At 73.2% G+C, this 18200-nt stretch carries 18 protein-coding genes; 10 read left to right on the plus strand and 8 right to left on the minus strand.

The genetic code is table 11. The features are described 5' to 3' along the window. Positions 1 to 70 precede the first annotated feature (70 nt). Positions 71 to 712, plus strand: a complete 642-nt coding sequence (locus FB388_RS13440; RefSeq protein ID WP_142100832.1) for a LysE family translocator — start codon at positions 71 to 73, stop codon at positions 710 to 712. Here the strand turns inward: FB388_RS13440 and FB388_RS13445 are convergent. Genes FB388_RS13445 through FB388_RS13460 form a run of 4 tightly spaced genes read right to left on the minus strand, consistent with a single transcriptional unit; the run spans position 709 to position 4128 of the window. Continuing rightward, entirely contained in the window at positions 709 to 1098 is a 390-nt protein-coding gene (locus FB388_RS13445) for a universal stress protein (RefSeq protein WP_142100834.1), read from the minus strand. The two genes, FB388_RS13440 and FB388_RS13445, sit on opposite strands and share 4 nt — an antisense overlap. Beyond that, a complete protein-coding gene (locus FB388_RS13450; protein WP_142100837.1) occupies positions 1095 to 2597 on the minus strand; it encodes a tripartite tricarboxylate transporter permease in 1503 nt (500 codons plus the stop codon). Before FB388_RS13450 ends, FB388_RS13445 begins: the two co-directional genes overlap by 4 nt. An 11-nt stretch (positions 2598 to 2608) precedes the next feature. Further along, positions 2609 to 3112 carry a tripartite tricarboxylate transporter TctB family protein gene (locus FB388_RS13455; RefSeq protein WP_142100839.1) on the minus strand — a complete coding sequence of 168 codons (504 nt, stop codon included), beginning with the start codon at positions 3110 to 3112 and terminating at the stop codon, positions 2609 to 2611. Beyond that, positions 3109 to 4128 (minus strand): tripartite tricarboxylate transporter substrate binding protein, encoded by a 1020-nt coding sequence (locus FB388_RS13460; RefSeq protein ID WP_142100841.1) that lies wholly within the window; start codon positions 4126 to 4128, stop codon positions 3109 to 3111. Before FB388_RS13460 ends, FB388_RS13455 begins: the two co-directional genes overlap by 4 nt. A gap of 103 nt (positions 4129 to 4231) precedes the next feature. Here FB388_RS13460 and FB388_RS13465 point away from each other — a divergent pair, with 103 nt between their 5' ends. The 5 genes from FB388_RS13465 to FB388_RS13485 all read left to right on the plus strand — a co-directional run bounded on the left by FB388_RS13465 (position 4232) and on the right by FB388_RS13485 (position 10090). After that, positions 4232 to 5116 carry a LysR family transcriptional regulator gene (locus tag FB388_RS13465; RefSeq protein ID WP_142100843.1) on the plus strand — a complete coding sequence of 295 codons (885 nt, stop codon included), beginning with the start codon at positions 4232 to 4234 and terminating at the stop codon, positions 5114 to 5116. 70 nt (positions 5117 to 5186) lie between these two features. Then, positions 5187 to 6101, plus strand: a complete 915-nt coding sequence (kdgD, locus tag FB388_RS13470) for a 5-dehydro-4-deoxyglucarate dehydratase (protein ID WP_142100845.1) — start codon at positions 5187 to 5189, stop codon at positions 6099 to 6101. Position 6102: 1 nt separating this feature from the next. Further along, positions 6103 to 7431: an enolase C-terminal domain-like protein gene (locus FB388_RS13475; RefSeq protein ID WP_142100847.1), complete on the plus strand. Its 1329-nt coding sequence runs from the start codon at positions 6103 to 6105 to the stop codon at positions 7429 to 7431. Positions 7432 to 7469: 38 nt separating this feature from the next. Continuing rightward, a complete protein-coding gene (locus FB388_RS13480) occupies positions 7470 to 8606 on the plus strand; it encodes an L-talarate/galactarate dehydratase (RefSeq protein ID WP_211361892.1) in 1137 nt (378 codons plus the stop codon). Between the two features lie 863 nt (positions 8607 to 9469). Next, positions 9470 to 10090, plus strand: coding sequence for an L-threonylcarbamoyladenylate synthase (locus FB388_RS13485; protein ID WP_142100851.1), 621 nt, complete (start codon positions 9470 to 9472; stop codon positions 10088 to 10090). Positions 10091 to 10190: 100 nt separating this feature from the next. Here FB388_RS13485 and FB388_RS13490 read toward each other — a convergent pair whose 3' ends face one another. Both FB388_RS13490 and FB388_RS13495 read right to left on the minus strand, forming a co-directional pair. Then, a complete protein-coding gene (locus tag FB388_RS13490; protein ID WP_142100853.1) occupies positions 10191 to 10493 on the minus strand; it encodes a ubiquitin family protein in 303 nt (100 codons plus the stop codon). Next, a complete protein-coding gene (locus FB388_RS13495; protein WP_142100855.1) occupies positions 10490 to 11605 on the minus strand; it encodes a WD40/YVTN/BNR-like repeat-containing protein in 1116 nt (371 codons plus the stop codon). Before FB388_RS13495 ends, FB388_RS13490 begins: the two co-directional genes overlap by 4 nt. Before the next feature lie 387 nt (positions 11606 to 11992). Between FB388_RS13495 and FB388_RS13500 the strand changes: the two genes are divergently transcribed. Then, positions 11993 to 13387 carry a hypothetical protein gene (locus FB388_RS13500; RefSeq protein ID WP_142100857.1) on the plus strand — a complete coding sequence of 465 codons (1395 nt, stop codon included), beginning with the start codon at positions 11993 to 11995 and terminating at the stop codon, positions 13385 to 13387. Between the two features lie 32 nt (positions 13388 to 13419). After that, the gene (locus FB388_RS13505; RefSeq protein ID WP_142100859.1) at positions 13420 to 14619 is read left to right on the plus strand and encodes a cysteine desulfurase-like protein; all 1200 of its coding nucleotides are present in this window, start codon (positions 13420 to 13422) and stop codon (positions 14617 to 14619) included. Between the two features lies 1 nt (position 14620). Here FB388_RS13505 and FB388_RS13510 read toward each other — a convergent pair whose 3' ends face one another. Both FB388_RS13510 and FB388_RS13515 read right to left on the minus strand, forming a co-directional pair. After that, on the minus strand, positions 14621 to 15292 hold the full coding sequence (locus tag FB388_RS13510; protein WP_142100861.1) for an RNA polymerase sigma factor: 672 nt from the start codon (positions 15290 to 15292) through the stop codon (positions 14621 to 14623). A 40-nt stretch (positions 15293 to 15332) separates the two neighbouring features. Beyond that, positions 15333 to 15845 carry an Lrp/AsnC family transcriptional regulator gene (locus FB388_RS13515; protein ID WP_142100864.1) on the minus strand — a complete coding sequence of 171 codons (513 nt, stop codon included), beginning with the start codon at positions 15843 to 15845 and terminating at the stop codon, positions 15333 to 15335. Between the two features lie 68 nt (positions 15846 to 15913). Between FB388_RS13515 and ald the strand changes: the two genes are divergently transcribed. Next, positions 15914 to 17032 (plus strand): alanine dehydrogenase, encoded by a 1119-nt coding sequence (gene ald, locus FB388_RS13520; protein WP_142100866.1) that lies wholly within the window; start codon positions 15914 to 15916, stop codon positions 17030 to 17032. Positions 17033 to 17143: 111 nt separating this feature from the next. Further along, on the plus strand, positions 17144 to 18193 hold the full coding sequence (locus FB388_RS13525) for a diacylglycerol/lipid kinase family protein (protein ID WP_211361893.1): 1050 nt from the start codon (positions 17144 to 17146) through the stop codon (positions 18191 to 18193). The last annotated feature ends 7 nt before the right edge of the window (positions 18194 to 18200 follow it).

Genomic DNA, 18200 nt, shown 5'->3' on the forward strand with positions numbered 1-18200 from the left:
CGCCGCTCGTCGGAACCGGAGTCGGGTTATCGGGTGGATCTCGCAGACCTCGGCTGGGAGTGTCCACCGCGTGGATCTCGTCGCCGCGCTGCCCGCCTTCGTCGTCGCCGTCTTCCTCATCTCCGCCTCGCCCGGGCCTGCCATGGCGCTGATCCTTCGGCGGGCGGCGCTGCACGGGTTCCGGGGCGCCGTGCCCACCGTGCTGGGCCTGGAGGCGGGGCTGTACGTGTGGGCGTTGCTCGCCGCCGCCGGGTTCGCCGCGCTGGTGGCGGCGTCGGAGGTCGCCTACCTGGTGCTGCGGGTGGCGGGAGCTGCGTTCCTGATCGTCCTGGGGGTGCGGGCGTGGCGGGCGGCGTGGCGGCAGCGCCGGGAGGTCGGGGAAGGGACGGAGCCGGTGGCGGCCTCGCCCGCCAGGGGATGGGCGGCGTTCGGCGAGGGGTTCGTCGTCATGCTCGCCAACCCGAAGGCCGCAGTGTTCATGATCGCGTTCTACCCGCAGTTCGTGCCGGCCGACATGCCGCTGTTCGCGACCACCGCCGGGTTCGCCGCGCTGCAGGTCGTGCTGGAGACCGGCTTCTACCTGGCACTCGCGGCCGGGGTGGCGCGGGCAGGCGGCTGGTTCCGCCGCCCGCGGATCAGGGCGCGGCTGGAGGCGGTGAGCGGCACCGTCCTCGTCGGGCTCGGGCTGCGGGTGGCGGTCGCAGCCCGCTAGGGCTTGACCGCCAGCACCGGCCGGTCGGCCTCCAGGAGGATCCGCTGCGCGCTGCTGCCCAGGATGAGCTTGCCGACGGGGGAGCGGCGGCGCAGGCCGACGATGATCACGGAGGCGTCGGCGTCGCCCGCCGCGCGGAGGACCGCGTCGGCCAGCTCCCCGTGCCGCGGCTCCTGCACGAGGCGCATCGCGACCCCGGCCGCTCCCGCCCGGGCGGTGAGGGCGGCGACCACCTCGGGCGGGGCGACGTCGGCGCTCACGGGCGCCCCGTCGCGCGGCGAGTTGAGCACCAGCAGGTCCTCCCCGCGCCGCTGCGCCTCGTCGAGGGCGGCGGCGAAGGCGGCCTCGCCCTCCGCTGTGGGTACGAACCCGACCAGGACCGTCACACGGACTCCTTCGACTCGGAACGTCGCCGGGCGAGCACGACCCGGACCAGCGGGAGGAGGGCGACCACCACGAACGCGGCGAGCAGCGTGCCCGAGATCGGGCGGGTCACGAACCCGGTGGCATCGCCCTCGAAGATGATCAACGAGCGGCGGAGCGACTCCTCGAGCAGCGAGCCGAGCACGAAGGCGAGCACCAGCGGACCCGGCTCGAAGCCGAGCTTCTTCATCAGGTAGCCCACCGCACCGAAGACGATCACGAGCACGATGTCGAAGACGTCGTTGCCCACCGTGTAGACGCCGACGAGCGTGATCAGCACCGTGATCGGCGCGAGGATCGTGGCGCGCACCCGCAGGATCCGCACGAAGAGCCCGACCAGCGGGATGCTCATGATCAGCAGCAGGATGTTGCCGATGTACATCGAGTTGATCACGCCCCAGAACAGCTCGGGGTGCTCGGTCACCAGCTGGGGCCCGGGGCTCACGCCCTGGATGAGCAGCGCCCCGAAGATCACCGCCATCGTCGCGTTCGCCGGGATGCCCAGCGTCAGCAGCGGGATGAACGACGAGGTGGCGGCCGCGTTGTTGGCGGTCTCCGGCGCCGCGACGCCCTCCACGGCGCCCTGCCCGAAGCGCTCGGGGTGCTTGGACCGGCGCTTCTCGAGCCCGTAGGCGGCGAGCGAGGCGATCACGGCCCCGCCGCCCGGGAGGATCCCGAGCACGAAGCCGATCAGCGACCCGCGTCCGATCGCCCCTGACGACGCCCGCAGGTCGGCGCGCGACGGCCAGACGTCGCCGACGCGCTTGGGCGCCTGCACCGAGTGGTGGCGCTCCTCGAGGTTGTAGAGGATCTCCCCGAGCCCGAACAGGCCCATCGCGATCGGCACGAAGTCGATGCCGTCGGCGAGGGAGAGGTTGTCGAAGGTGAACCGCGCGGCTCCGGTGAAGCCGTCCCGGCCTACGGTGGCGAGCAGCAGCCCGACGCAGGCGGCGACGAGCGCCTTGAGGCGGTGGCCACTGGAGACCGTCGCGACCAGCAGGATGCCCAGCAGCGCGAGCGCGGTGTACTCCGGTGGCCCGAAGTCGAGCGCGAAGCCCGCGACGATCGGCGCGAGCAGCGACAGCGCCACGATCGACACCGTGCCGCCGATGAACGAGCCGATGGCCGCGATGCCGAGCGCGGTACCGGCCCGGCCCTGGCGCGCCATCGCGTGCCCGTCGAACACGGTGACCACCGATGACGCCTCGCCGGGCAGCCGCAGCAGCACCGACGTGATCGTGCCGCCGTACTGGGCGCCGTAGAAGATGCCGGCGAGCATGATGATCGCCGTCACCGGCTCGAGCCCGAACGTGATCGGCAGCAGGATCGCGATCGTCGCCGCCGGGCCGAGGCCCGGCAGCACGCCGATCAGCATGCCGATGACGACGCCGAGCAGGCAGAACAGGAGGTTGGTCGGCTCCAGCACCACGCTGAAGCCCTCCACCACCGGAGTCAGGTCCACGGGTGAGCCCCTCAGAACATGTGCGGGATCGGGACCGCGAGCAGCCCGACGAAGACGACGTAGAAGGCGGCCACCGTGGCGAGGCTCGTGACGACCGAGAACCGCCACGACTCGCCGCCGAGGAACTTCAGCCAGACGAACATCAGCAGGGCGGCCGGGATCTCGAATCCGATCACCGAGATCACCGCGACGAACGCGATCATGGTGGCCAGGCCCGCGAGCACGAGCCCGCCGGCGCCGGTGAACCGCTCCGCGTCGCGGGTGCGGCCGGTCATCACCAGCAGCCCGAGCCCGAGGACGACGAGCACGATGCTCACCAGGAACGGCCAGGTCCCGGTGCCGGGGGCGCGCGGGCTGCCGACCCCGAGGGCGAGCGACCCGAGCAGCGCGGCCACGCCGAGCGCCACCACCGCGATCCCGACGACGACGTCGGTCACCCGGCCGGCCACCGGCGGCCGGAACTCGTGCTCGGCCTCCTCCACCTCGTGGACGGCGTCGGCGAGCCGATCGTTCATCGTTCCCCGCCCAACCTGATGCCGTACTGCTCGGTGACCTGGCGGTAGCTGTCGAGGTTGCCGGTCCACTGGCCGCGCAGCTCCTCGCCGCCGACCTCGTTGGGGGTGAGCTGGTTGTCGGTGTTGAACCGGCGGTACGCGTCGTCGGCGAACGCCTTCTGGAACGACGCGCGCAGCCGGTCCAGTACGGCGGGCGGAGTGCCCTTCGGCGCCGCGACCGCACGGGACTGCTGCACCGGCACGTCGTAGCCCGCCTCCACCGCGGTGGGCGTGTCGGGCAGGTAGGAGGGCCGCTGCCGGGCGAACGTCACGATGGGCGTGAGCGTGCCCGCCCGGATCTGTTCCACCGCCTCGCCGAGCTGGATCGACCCGACGTCGACCTGGCCGCCGAGCACCGCGGTGAGCGTGGGCGAGCCGCCGTCGAAGGGAACCGCGCTCGCGGGGACACCTGCCTGGTGGAACAGCAGCGCCTGGGACAGCTCGCTGCCGGTGCCGACGCCCGTGGTGCCGTAGGTGATCGGCCGGCCGGCGTTCACGAGGTCCTGGACGGTGCGCAGCCCGGAGGACGGCGCGGTCACGAGCACGTAGTCGTCCTGGGAAACGCCCGTGATGATCTCGTAGTCGGCCATGTCGACGGCCTCCTCCGGCGAGACCGCAAGGGGAGTGATGTAGGCGAGGCTGCCGTTGAAGATCATCAGCCTGTGGCCGTCCGGGGCGGCCGTGGCCAGCTCGCGCGCGGCGATCGCCCCGTTCGCGCCGGGCCGGTTCTCGACGACGACCGGCACGCCGAGGTCGTCGGAGGCCGGTTCGGCGAGTGCGCGGGCGATCAGGTCGGTGCTGCCACCCGGGTCCGCTCCGACGAGGATCGTGACGGGTTCTCCGCCCGGGAACTCGGCGGTCCCCGAGCCCGCGGAGCCACCGGAGCCGAGGTTGCCGCCGCAGGCGGTGAGTGAGACGGCGAGGGCGAGCCCGAGCCCGATCGCCGGCCAGCAGCGCCCGGCGGCGGTCCTGGTCATGTCGTTCTCCCCTTCGAGAAGCCGCGTTCCTTGCCGGGGGAGCCTAGGAACGCCGGTCATGCCTGTCCAAATCCGTTGTGGCATGGATTGATACCGTTCGTGCATGGCATACACGCTCGAGCAGCTGCGCGGGTTCGTCGCCGTGGCCGACGAGCTGCACTTCGGGCGGGCCGCCGTCCGCCTGAAGATGACGCAGCCCCCGCTCTCGCGGCAGATCCAGAAGCTGGAGCGGGCCGTCGGCGCGCAGCTCCTGGTGCGGGACAACCGGCGGGTCAACCTCACGGCGGCCGGCCGGGTGTTCCTCACCGAGGCGCGGCGGCTGCTGGCACTCGCCGACGCGGCCCCCGACCTGGCGCGGCGGGTCTCGTCCGGCACCAGCGGCGTGGTGCGCATCGGGTTCACGGCCGCGTCCACCTACGGGATCCTCGGCGAGCTGCTCAACGAGCTCGGCCGCCAGTTGCCCGACGTCGACGTCGACCTCGTGGAGATGGTCACCCGCGAGCAGGTGGCGGCGCTGGCCAACCGGGAGATCGACCTCGGGCTCGCCCGACCCCCGTTCGACCGCGACACGTTCGACTCGCGGCTGCTGCACCGCGAGCCGATGCTCGTCGCCGTGCCGGCGGGCCACCGGCTGCTGGGTCTCGACCGCGACGCGACGGCCGACGACGTCGTCGGCGAGCCGGTCGTCATGCACTCGCCCACCAAGGCGCGCTACTTCTACGACCTGATCGCCGGCGTCGTGCCGATCCCCCAGGAGGACATCGTCCACAGCGTGAGCCAGGTGCTCACGATGCTCTGGCTGGTGGCGGCCGGTCGTGGCATCGCGTTCGTGCCGGCGTCGGCCACCCGGCTGCGGATCGAGGGCGTCGGCTTCGTGCGGCTGGCCACGCCCGTCCCCGAGCCGGCCGAGCTGCACCTGCTGTGGGTGCGGGAGTCGGGCAACCCCGCGCTACGGCGGGTGCTGGAGGTCCTCGACGGCTACCCGTGATGCTGGGCAGGTATCGCACCATGCGGAACTGCTCTTGGACAGGCATCGTCCGTGTTCTTACGGTGACCGCGTGACGCTGCTGCCCCCGGACGAACTCGCCGACCGGCTCCGGTCCGGCCTGCTGTCCTTCCCGGTGACCCACTTCGACGCCGACCTGCAGTTCGACGAGCCCCGGTACCGGGAGCACCTGGCCTGGCAGGCCGGGTTCGACGTCGCGGGCCTGTTTGCCGCAGGCGGCACGGGGGAGGGCTTCTCGCTCACCCCGCCGGAGATCGACCACGTGGTCCGCACGGCCGTGTCCGAGGTGGGGGACCGCGTGCCCGTGATCGCGCCGGCCACCGGGGCCACCGCGCTCGCGGTGGCGCAGGCGGAGGCCGCGCAGGACGCGGGCGCCTCCGGGGTGCTGCTGTTCCCGCCGTACCTCACCGAGGCGAGCCAGCGGGGCCTCGCCGAGCACGTCAGCGCCGTGTGCCGGGCCACCGACCTCGGCGTGATCGTCTACAGCCGGGCGAACGCCGTGCTGACCGACACCACCGTCGCCGAGCTCGCCGAGCGCAACCCGAACCTGGTCGGGTTCAAGGACGGCGTCGGCGACATCGAGCGGCTCACCCGGATCTACGCGCGGCTCGGCGACCGGCTGACCTACATCGGTGGCCTCCCCACCGCCGAGACGTTCGCGCTTCCACTGCTGCAGCTGGGCGTGAGCACCTATTCCTCGGCGCTCTACAACTTCCTGCCCGAGTTCGCGCTGAGCTTCTACGCCGCGGTGCGCAGACAGGACCGGGAGACGGTCTACCGGATGCTGTCGGAGTTCGTGATCCCGTACCTCGACATCCGCGACCGCGGGAAGGGCTACGCCGTGTCGATCATCAAGGCCGGGCTCACGGCGGTCGGCCGGAACGGCGGCCGGGTGCGCCCGCCGCTCACCGACCTCACCGACGACGAGCGCGCCGAGCTGGCGACGCTGGTGCAGAAGGTCTCCTGACATGGGTGGAACCCCGACCGTCGCGCGCGTGGACGTCGTGCCCGTCGCGGGGCACGACAGCATGCTGCTCAACCTGAGCGGCGCGCACGGGCCGTTCTTCACCCGCACGATCGCGATCGTGACCGACAGCGCGGGCTGCACCGGCGTCGGCGAGGTGCCCGGCGGGGAGGCCATCCGGCGGACGATCGCCGACGCCGGGGAGCTGCTCGTCGGGAAGCCCGTGGCCAGGGCCGGGTCGCTCCTGCGGTCGGTGGCGGAGGCGTTCGCCGACCGGGACCGCGGCGGCCGTGGGCTGCAGACCTTCGACCAGCGCACCACGATCCACGCCGTCACGGCCCTGGAGTCGGCGCTGCTCGACCTGCTCGGCCAGCACCTCGGGGTGCCGGTGGCCGAGCTGCTCGGCGAGGGACAGCAGCGCGACTCCGTGCCGGTGCTCGGCTACCTGTTCTACGTCGGCGACCGGCGCGCCACGGACCTGCCGTACGTCGCCGAGGAGAACCCCGCCGACGACTGGGAGCGGCTGCGCCGCGAGCCCGCGCTCACGCCGAAGGACGTCGTGGCACTGGCCGAGGCGGCGCAGGCCAGGTACGGGTTCGCCGACTTCAAGCTCAAGGGCGGCGTGTTCGCCGGCGAGGAGGAGGTGGCCGCGGTTCGAGCCCTCGCGGCCCGCTTCCCGGACGCCCGCATCACCCTCGACCCGAACGGCGCGTGGCCCCTCGCCGAGGCCGTCGAGCTCTGCCGCGACCTGCACGGCGTCCTCGCCTACGCCGAGGATCCCGTCGGCGCCGAAGGCGCCTTCTCGGGCCGCGAAACCATGGCCGAGTTCCGCCGCGCCACCGGCCTGCCCACGGCCACCAACATGATCGCGACGGACTGGCGGCAGCTCGCGCACGCCGTCCGCGCGGGCGCCGTCGACATACCGCTCGCCGATCCGCACTTCTGGACCATGCGCGGCTCGGTGCGCGTGGCGCAGCTGTGCTCCGACTTCGGGCTGACCTGGGGCTCGCACTCCAACAACCACTTCGACGTGTCGCTCGCGATGTTCACCCACGTCGGAGCGGCCGCTCCCGGGCCGATCACCGCGCTCGACACCCACTGGATCTGGCAGGACGGGCAGGCGCTCACCCGCGAGCCGCTGCAGATCAGGGGCGGTGCCATCGCGGTGCCGGACACCCCCGGCCTCGGTGTCGAGCTGGACCGCGACGCCCTCGCCGCCGCGCACGAGCGCTACCTCGAGCACGGGCTGGGTGCGCGCGACGACGCCGTGGCGATGCGGTACCTCGTGCCGGGCTGGGAGTTCGACCCCAAGCGCCCCTGCCTGGTCCGATGACGCTGCCTCGTCCGCTGACCTCCCCGGAAGGAACCCGCATGTCCGCCGTCCTGGACCGGATCAGCTCGGTCACCCTGTCGTCGGTGACGCTGCCGCTGCCGACCGGCATCAGCGACGCCAAGGTGCTCACCGGCCGCCAGCGGCCGATGACCGAGGTCGCCTTCCTCTTCGCCGAGATCTGGACCGAGGCGGGCCTGGAAGGCGTCGGGTTCAGCTACTCGAAGCGGGCCGGCGGGCCGGCGCAGTTCGCCCACGCCCGCGAGGTCGCGCCCGACCTGATCGGCGAGGACCCCAGCGACGTCGCCCGGCTGTGGACCAAGCTCGTCTGGGCGGGCGCGTCGGTCGGGCGCAGCGGCGCGGCCACCCAGGCCCTGGCGGCGATCGACGTGGCGCTGTGGGACCTCAAGGCCAAGCGCGCAGCCCTGCCGCTCGCCAAGCTGCTCGGCGCCCACCGCGACTCCGTGCGCTGCTACAACACCTCCGGCGGGTTCCTGCACGAGCCGATCGAGCAGGTGCTCGACAACGCCACCCGTACCCTCGAGTCCGGTGTCGGCGGCATCAAGATCAAGGTCGGGCAGCCGGACCGGGCGGCGGACCTGCGGCGGGTCCGCGCCGTCCGCGAGCACATCGGCGACGACGCGCCGCTCATGGTGGACGCCAACCAGCAGTGGGACCGGCCGACCGCCATGCGGGTCGGGCGCGCGCTCGAGGAGTTCGACCTCGTGTGGATCGAGGAGCCCCTCGACGCCTACGACGCCGAGGGCCACGCCGCACTGGCCCGGTCCCTGGACACCGCGATCGCGTCCGGCGAGATGCTCACAAGCGTCGCCGAGCACGCCGAGCTGATCCGCCACGACGCCGTCGACATCCTGCAGCCCGACGCCCCGCGCATCGGGGGCATCACCCAGTTCCTCAAGCTCGCCGCCCTGGCCGAGCACCGGAACCTGCAGCTCGCCCCGCACTTCGCGATGGAGATCCACGTCCACCTCGCGGCCGCCTACCCGATCGAGCCGTGGGTGGAGCACTTCGACTGGCTCTACCCGCTCTTCCCCGAACGCCTCGAGATCCGCGACGGCCGGATGCACCTGTCCGACCGCCCCGGCCTCGGCGTCACCCTGAGCGAGCAGGCGCGGAAGTGGACCATCGAGAAGGTCACGATCGACAAGCCGTACTGAACCGCCTCCTGTCACAAGGTGTGCTCTTGCAGGGCCTCCTGGCGGCGCCGCGCATTGTGCGGGGCCGCCCCTCACAGCTCAAGGGCGCTGCGCGTCGCTCCGCGAGCGCTTCGCGCCCCTTGACCTGCGAGCCTCTGCGACCCCTTGAGGGCAAGCAGTGCGGGCAGGCCCAAGGGCCTGCCCTCTTGGTGCGCGGCGCCGCCAGGCGGCCGGTGTCGGGCATCTTCTTGCCCGTCGCGCACCCGGTTTGTGCCCGCGCACCCCTTGTCGGTCCACGCTGCCGGCCGACGGGCAGCGTGGGACGAGAACGGGTGCGTGAACCTGGCGGATCAGCCGCGAGCAGTACATGACGGCCTCGCCCGCGACGCTGGCGTGCTCCTCGCGCCGATCAGCCTGGCCGCAACCGCCGCTGAAGCCTCGCTCCCGCTCCATGATCGGTGTTTCGGCGCGTTCCCGGCTGGATTTCGCCGTTTTCGCGCCGAAGCCTTGATCATGGTGGTGAGACCGCCTTCGGTGGCGCCGCGCGCCGAAGGGGCAGGCCCGGGCCTGCCCGCGAAGCGGGCCCTCAGGGGCCGTAGAGGCTCGCGGGTCAAGGGTCGCGCAGCGATCGCGGAGCGACGCGCAGCGCCCTTGAGGCGTGAGGGGCGGCCCCGCACGATGCGCGGCGCCACCGAAGGCCAGGTGAGGGGTTGCCCGGGACGAGCGCGGCGCCATCGAAGGCCCGGTGGGAGGTGCCGGGACGGGCGCGGCGCCACGGAAGGCCAGGTAGTACCGGCACACTGCGTGTGCGGTTCGGCACCTCGGCCCGACCGCGCCGCGTTTCGATCTGCGGAAACGACCGGGTCGGCCCTACTCTCCGCGTCATGGCGCGGTACTTCGACGTCCACCCGGTCGATCCACAACGGCGAGCGATCGGGCAGGTTGCGGCCATCGTGCGGGACGGCGGGCTGATCGCCTACCCCACCGACTCGTGCTTCGCGCTTGGCTGCCAGCTCGGCGACCGGGACGGCATCGACCGCATCCGGTCCATCCGCAAGCTCGACGACAAGCACCACTTCACGCTGGTGTGCAGCGACTTCGCTCAGCTCGGGCAGTTCGTGCACATCAGCAACACGGTGTTCCGCGCGGTCAAGGCCGCGACCCCGGGCAGCTACACGTTCATCCTCCCGGCCACCAAGGAGGTGCCGAGGCGGCTGCTGCACCCGAAGAAGAAGACCGTGGGCGTGCGCATCCCGGAGCACGTCGTGGCCCAGGCGCTGCTCGCCGAGCTGGGTGAGCCGCTGCTGTCGTCCACCCTGCTGCTGCCCGACGAGCCGGAGCCCCTCACCCAGGGCTGGGAGATCAAGGAACGGCTCGACAACGCGGTGGACGCGGTGCTCGACTCGGGCGAGTGCGGCACCGAGCCCACCACGGTCGTCGACTTCTCCGGCGACGAACCCGAGATCATCCGCCGGGGAGCGGGCGACCCGTCGCGGTTCGAGTGACGCCGCCGCGCCCCCTGCTCCACGGTTCAGGAACGCCACGTTCCTGTCCTTCAGGTTCATGAACGTGGCGTTCCTGAACTCCCGGCGGCGGTGCGAGCGCTCAACCACCCGCCATCGCACCGACCACCAGGAACGGTTCCGTCCCTGCCGCCACCTCGTCGGGAAGGGGAGCGTCCGGCTCCTCGTGGGACAGGTCCTGCTCGCAGGCGAAGAACCGCACGTACGCACGCCGCCGCTGGGTGCCGTGGTCGCGGATCGTGCCCCGCAACACGGGGTGGCAGGCCTCCAGCGCGTCGAGCAGCGACCGCTGCGTGACCGGAGCCGGCACGTCGAGCCGCACCTCGCCGTCCACCCGAGCCAGCTTGCGCAGGTGTGCGGGCAGCTTCACCCTGACGCCGCTCATGAGAGCGTCTGGACCTGCACCGACAGCACCGGCGGCAGGTTCTGCACGATCGGCGCCCACGTGTCGCCCGCATCCCGGGAGGCGTACACCTGGCCGCCGGTCGTCCCGAAGTACACGCCGCACGTGTCCAGGGAGTCGACGGCCATCGCGTCGCGCAGCACGTTGACGTAGCAGTGCTCTTGGGGCAGGCCCTTCGCGAGCGGTTCCCACTCGTTCCCGCCGGTGCGGCTGCGGAACACCCGCAGCCGGCCCTCGGGAGGGTAGTGGAGCGAGTCGCTGGTGATCGGCACGACGTAGACGGTGTCCGGCTCGTGCGCGTGCACCTCGATCGGGAAGCCGAAGTCGCTTGGCAGGCCCTCGCCGATGTCGTACCAGAGGCCGCCGCCGTCGTCGCTGCGCATCACGTCCCAGTGCTTCTGCATGTAGAGGGTGTCCGGCCGGTCCGGGTGCATCGCGAGGTGGTGCACGCAGTGCCCGACCTCGGCGTCGGCGTCGGGGATGCCCTCGGACCGCAGGCCGCGGTTCACCGCTTCCCACGTCCCGCCGCCGTCCTCGGTGCGGAAGACCCCCGCCGCGGAGATCGCGACGTGCATCCGCGCCGGGTCGCGCGGGTCGACGACGATCGTGTGCAGGCACATCCCGCCCGCGCCCGGCTGCCAGCTCGAGCCCGTGCCGTGCTCGCGCAGGCCCGGCAGCTCCTGCCAGCCCGCCCCGCCGTCCGTGCTGCGGAAGAGCGCAGCGTCCTCGACGCCCGCGAGCACCGTGTCCGGGTCGGTGGCCGACGGTTCGAGGTGCCACACGCGTGCGAACTCCCACGGGTGCGGGGTGCCGTCGTACCACTGGTGGGTGCCGGGCACGCCGGCGTAGGCGAACTCGTTGCCCACCGGCTCCCAGGTGGCCCCACCGTCGTCGGACCGTTGCACGATCTGCCCGAACCAGCCGCTCGACTGCGACGCGTACAGCCGGTCGGGATCGGCGGGCGAGCCGGTCACGTGGTAGATCTCCCACCCCGCGAAGTGCGGTCCGCTCACCGCCCATCGCTCGCGCGTGCCGTCCGCGGTGAGCACGAACGCCCCCTTGCGCGTCCCCACCAGCACCCGCACTCCGGTCATGGCAGCCTCCTCGCAGTTCGGTCGTCCGAGGCGTTCGGACACGCCTGGCGCAGACTTGTGACCTCCCGCGGCAGCCGAACTCATCGGCGGTGACCGCTTCTACCACTCGACCGCGGCGAGTCGGCCGCTCGCCAGTCGCCGGTAGGCGTGAGGCACCCGAATGGGCTACGGTGCGTGCCGTCCTGTGCAGGTCAGGAGTGGTCCGGGCCGCCCGCCGCATGAGGGCGTGCCCTGAGCGCACTCTCCCCGCTGGCGTTCGGCGGGAGCCCGTCGGGAGGTAGCGTGCGTCGCCAGGGCAGCCGGTCACGCCGCCCGCAGCGTGATGGGAGTCACGCCTCTTCGACGTGAGCCGGCGCGAGGCATCGACCCGTTGGAGAGGACCGACTGGTGGACAGGGGTTACGAGGGAGACTCGGGCTACCTCGCGCACCTCGGATCCGCAGCGGGCACCGGCCGCTGGGATGCCGGCGATCGTGGTGTTGGTGACGATGCCGCCGCGGGGGTCGCGCGGCGGTTGCAGGCCAGGCTCGATCGGCACATCTGGCTGCTGGAGCGGCTGCGCACCGAGCAGCTCTACTCCGAGCCGCCCGGCCTTCCCGAGCTGCATGACACCGCGCTCCGGATGCGGCGCGACACCGAGAGCCTGTTGCTGCTCGCCGGCCATGAGCCCGGTGCGGCGTCGGCGGGGCCGCGCAGGCTCGGCGATCTCGCCGCCGACGCCGCCGCCCTCGCCGAGGAGCCCAGCCGGGTCGACGTGCGGCCCGCCCCGGCCGCCCTCGTCGAGCCTGCGGCGGCGGTGGAGTTCGTGCACGTGCTCGCCGAGCTCGTCGACCACGTCACCGCGGTCTACCCGGGCGCTCGCATCGAGCTCGTCGCCCGCGTGGAGCCCGGCAACCGTGGCGTCACCGTCGACGCGTTCGTCAACGGGGCGGCCCGCCACGACCCGGACGGGTTCGGCGGTCGCCGGGCCGCAGCCGCTGCCGAGCAGCTCGCCCACCGCTCCCGCTACGGGGTGACGCTCCGCCGTCCGCCCAGCGGCCCTCCGCCCACCGGATCCGGGCTGGTCGCGAGCGTCCATTGCCCCCCGGCGGTGGTCACGGTGGAGGAACCGCCGCTTCCCCCGCCGGAGCCGGTGGTGGACCGCACCGGGCTGTCGTCGCTGTCGGCGTACGAGTTCGGCTTCGACGCCGGTGGCCTCAACGGACATGCGCCGAGCGGCATCAACGGCTCCAGCACGCCGGTGCCGGGCCCGGTGGTGGAGCCGAGCAACGGCCACGGCAACGGACGGCCGTCGCTGTCGTTCGACGACGCGCCCGCCTACTCGCCGTCGTCCTCCTCCCAGGTGGACGAGCTGTTCGGTCCGCTGCTCGACCTGCCCCTCGAGCCGATCGACGACCGGTACGCCACCCCGATCTTCGAGGCGATCGCGTCCGCGTGGTTCCGCGAGGACGAAGCGGGCGGCGGGCAGGGCGGCACCGGCCCGCTCGACTGGCAGACCCCGCAGGACGACGAGTGGCGCGAGGCCGCCGCCCGCGCCGCCCGCCCCGAACCCGAGCTCCCCACCACGGCCAGCGGCCTGCCCCGGCGCCGCCCGGGCAACCAGCTCGTGCCGCCGCCGCGCTCGACCGAGCAGAACGGCCGGAACGGCAGCCAGCAGGCCACCCCCGCCGACCGCGCGCCCGACCGGGTCCGGGACCGGCTCAGCACCTACCAGCGCGGGCTGCGCGAGGGCCGGCACCGGGCCCCCGGGTCCGAGGGCGGCGCCGAGCCAGAGGACTGGTGATCGCCGGCCCCGGCGCATGACAGGGTGACGGGGTGGTCTACGACGTCGCGGCGGTTCGCGCACACTTCCCGGCCCTGAGGGCGGGCTACGCCCACTTCGACGGTCCTGGCGGGTCCCAGGTTCCCGCCGAGGTGGCGGACGCGGTGGCCGGCACGCTGGTGGCGCCGCTGGCCAACCGCGGCCGGGTCACCGCCGCCGAGCGCGCCGCCGACGACATCGTCGTGGCCGCCCGCCGGGCCGTCGCCGATCTGCTCGGCGCCGACCCGGGCGGGGTCGTCTTCGGCCGGAGCATGACCCAGATCACCTTCGACGTCGCACGCACGCTCGCCGCCACCTGGGCGCCCGGCGACGAGGTCGTGGTCACCTCGCTCGACCACGACGCCAACGTCCGGCCCTGGGTGCTCGCCGCGGAGGCCGTGGGTGCGCGCGTGCGCTGGGCCGAGTTCGACCCGGCCACCGCGGAGCTCCCCGCAGAGGCCGTCGCGGAGGTCCTGTCGCCGCGCACGCGGCTCGTCGCCGTGACGGCCGCGTCGAACCTGCTCGGCACCTGCCCGCCGGTGCGCGCGATCACCGATCTGGCGCACAGCGCGGGCGCGCTCGCCTACGTCGACGGCGTGCACGCGGCCGCGCACCTCCCCGTGCACGTCGAGGCGCTCGGCGCGGACTTCTTCGCGTGCTCCCCGTACAAGTTCCTCGGCCCGCACTGCGGGGTGCTCGCCGCGGCACCCGCCGTGCTGGAGCGGCTGCACCCGCAGAAGCTGCTGCCCTCACCCGACGCCGTGCCGGAGCGCTTCGAGCTCGGAACGCTGCCCTACGAGCTCCTCGCGGGCACCACTGCGGCGATCGACTTCCTCGCCGGGCTCGGCACCGGCGATACCCGGCGGGATCGGCTCGTGACGGCCCTCGGCGCGATCGGGGCCCACGAGGACCGGCTCCGCGAGCGGATCGAAGCCGGTCTCGCCGAGCTGCCGGGCGTCACCGTGCTGTCGCGGGCGGCGCACCGCACGCCCACGCTGCTCGTCACGTTCGCCGACCGGGAGCCCGCCGCCGCGTACGCGTTCCTCGCCGAACGCGGCGTGCACGCCCCGGCGGGCGCGTTCTACGCCCTGGAGCCGTCCCGCCGCCTCGGCCTCGGGGACACGGGCTCACTCCGGATCGGCCTCGCGCCCTACGTCGACGACGGCGACGTCGACCGCCTGCTCGCGGGGCTGGCCGAGTTCCTCGGGCAGTAGCTCAGGCGACGAAGGCCGGGTCGAGGCGCTCGCGCAACCGGCGCAGCCCGTCGGAGGTGTAGCGCTTCACGGCGCCGGTGGACAGCTGCATCAGCTCGGCGGCCTCGGCCACGGACAGCTGCCACTGCATCCGGATGACGACGGCCTCGCGCTCGCGGGGCGAGAGCGCGGCCAGCGCGTCGCGCAGCAGCGCGGCGTCGGCGACCTGCGTGGAGACGTCGACCGGCGCGCTCGGGGTGTCGTCGCCGCGATCGGGATCGTCGATGCTGACGTTGGCGCGGGCCGGGATCACCTCGCGCAGCTCGCGGTTGATCTCGTTGCAGACGGCCGTGAGCACGTACGCCTGCATGTTGGTGATCTCGGGCGGGTCGCCCTGCTGCCTGCGCAGGATCTTCTCGAAGGCCCGCTGCACGACGTCCTCTGCGCGGCCCTGGTCGCCGACCTTGCGCGTGGCGTAGCGGACCATCGAGGGCGAGCGCTCCCGGTAGGCCGCTGCGAGCCGCTCGGCGAACGTGGCCGGGTCGACCCGCGAGACGCGCCCGATCCGCGACCGCCCCGGCGGGACGAGCCCGAGAACGGTGCCCTCGCCCCGCTCGGCCGCGGCTGCCAACAGGCGTGAGAGGAGCGGGAACTCCTCGACAGGATCGACGTCCACGTTTCCCCCCGGACTCATGGCCTCAGATCGTACGGGGCCGGGCGGATCATTCGGGAGCTCAGATCCCGCGTCTGCCGGCCGCCCTGGTGTGCTCGAAGATGAGGTTGGTCTCGGTGCCGGCGATGGCGGAGTCGCGGTTGAGGTGGTCGGCAACGAACGCCCGCAGCGCGTCGGTGCTGGCGGTGGCGACGTGCAGCAGGAAGTCGTTGGCGCCCGCGACGAAGTAGACGTCCAGCACCTCGGGGCGCCGGGACAGGGCCGCGACGTGCTCGTTGAGGCTGCCGCGCGCGTGCGGCTGGAGCCGGATGGCGATCATGGCCTCGAGGTCGTGGCCGAGGGCGCGCGGGTCGATGTCGGCGTGGAAGCCGCGGATCACCCCGTTCGCCAGCAGGGCGCGGACGCGGGCGAGGCAGGTGGACTGGGCGATGCCGACGCGGTCGGCCAGCTCCTTGTTGGAGATGCGGGCGTCGTCGGCGAGGACCCGCAGGATCGCCCGGTCGGTGAGGTCGAGGCGAACGTCCTGCGGCCGGAGCGCCCGTTCGGGGCGTGTCCCTGCAGGTGGTAGCGGCATCGGCGCAATCTACCGAATCTCCTGCCGGAGAAGTTGCCGCTCGTCAGCAGTATCTTCATCCTCGGTCCATGAGGATCGGTGTTCCCCGCGAGGTCAAGAACCACGAGTACCGGGTTGCGCTCACCCCGGCAGGCGCCCAGGAGCTCACCCGCGCCGGGCATCACGTGCTCGTCGAGCGCGGCGCCGGCGTCGGCAGCTCGATCAGCGACGCCGACTTCGAGGCGGTCGGTGCCCACATCGTCACCACCGCCGACGAGGTGTGGTCCGCCGCCGACCTGCTGCTCAAGGTGAAGGAACCGATCGAGCAGGAGTACCACCGGCTGCGCCGCGACCAGGTGCTGTTCACCTACCTGCACCTCGCCGCGTCCAAGGAGTGCACCCAGGCCCTGCTCGACGCGGGGACCACGGCGATCGCCTACGAGACCGTGCGCCTGCCCGACGGCAGCCTCCCGCTGCTCGCCCCGATGAGCGAGGTTGCGGGCCGGCTCGCGCCGCAGGCCGGCGCCAACGCCCTGATGCGTGCGGCCGGCGGGCGTGGCGTGCTGCTGGGCGGGGTGCCCGGCGTGCGGCCGGCCAACGTCGTCGTGATCGGCGCCGGGGTGGCCGGGCAGAACGCGGTGGCCATGGCCGTCGGGCTCGGCGCCGACGTCACCGTGCTCGACCTCGACCTCGGCAAGCTGCGCCAGGTCGACGACCGCTACGCGGGCCGGGTCCGCACCGTCGCCTCCAACAGCCACGAGCTGGAGAAGGCCTGCCTCGACGCCGACCTCGTGATCGGCGCCGTCCTCGTGCCGGGCGCCCGCGCCCCGCGGCTGGTCAGCAACGACCTCGTGCGGCGGATGAAGCCCGGCTCCGTGCTCGTCGACATCGCGATCGACCAGGGCGGCTGCTTCGAGGACTCGCGGCCGACCACCCACGCCGACCCGACCTACATCGTCCACGGCTCGGTGTTCTACTGCGTGGCCAACATGCCCGGCGCCGTGCCGCACACCTCCACCTACGCGCTGACGAACGCCACGCTGCCCTACGTGCTGCGGCTGGCGAACCTGGGCTGGTCCGACGCACTCGCGGCGGACGCCGCCCTGGCGGGCGGTCTCTCGACGCACCACGGGGCGCTCACCAACCTGCAGGTCGCCCACGACCTGGGCCTGCCCTACGCCGACCCGCACACCCTCATCTCGGCCTGACCAGCCCCGGAGCGGCCTGCTCTGCGGCGTGCGTCACGCGGTGGAGTACGCCGTCGGGTCGTGTGGCCTACACCGCGCGCCGGGAGCGGCAGCGGCGCATAGGGTTCCGCCGTGACCGAGTGGTGGGTCTTCGCGCTCGCGGCGCTGCCGGTACTGGGGCTGCTCGCGGGTGTCGTCGTGCTGCGGGGGCGCAGGCGCGCCCCCGACCACGACCCGTTGCCCGCCGAGCCGGAGGACCGCCCGCTCGCCGCCGTGGTGGCGAACCCCACGAAGATCGAGCCGGGCACGCAGCAGCGGATCGAGGCGGTCTGCACGGGCCTCGGCTGGGCCGAGCCGCTGTGGCTCGAGACCACGGTCGAGGATCCCGGGACCGGGCAGGCGAAGCTCGCGATCGACAAGGGCGCCGACGTGGTGCTCGCCTGCGGCGGGGACGGCACCGTCCGCTCGGTGGCCGAGGCGCTGGCCGGCACCGGCGTGGCGATGGGCCTGGTGCCCGCGGGCACCGGGAACCTGCTGGCCCGCACCGTCGGTACCCCGGACGGCGTTGCGGACGCCACCCGCGTGGCGCTCACGGGTGACGACCGAGCGATCGACGTCGGCCGCATCCGGATCGACGGCTCGCAGGAGGAGCGGGTGTTCCTCGTGATGGCCGGCACCGGCTTCGACGCCGCGATCATGGAGAGCACGCCGGAGGCGTTGAAGGTCAAGGTCGGTCCGCTCGCCTACGTGATCTCCGGCCTGCGCGCCATGCGCGGCCGGCGCATCCGCGTGACCCTCAGCCTCGACGACGGCCCGCCGCTGCGCCGCCGCACCCGCACCGTCCTCGTCGGCAACAGCGGCACGCTGCTCGGCGGGCTCGTGCTCATGCCGCGCGCGAGGATCGACGACGGTGTCCTCGACGTGGTGAGCCTCGCGCCGGGCACGCTCGCGGGCTGGGTCGCGGTGGCCCTGCGCGTGATCACGAAGCGCCCCAGGGGCCACGAGCGCGTCGAGCACTGGCAGGCCCGCTCGATCGTGATCCGCACCGAGGCTCCCCAGCCGTGCCAGGTCGACGGCGACCCGGTCGGCGACGCGCAGGAGCTCTCGATCCGCGTCGACCCGAGCACGCTGGTGCTGCGCGTGCCGGACGTCCCGCCGCCCGACGCCCCGGACGCGGGATAGGGGGAGG

The organism is Pseudonocardia cypriaca (assembly GCF_006717045.1).
Classification (GTDB): Bacteria; Actinomycetota; Actinomycetes; order Mycobacteriales; family Pseudonocardiaceae; genus Pseudonocardia; species Pseudonocardia cypriaca.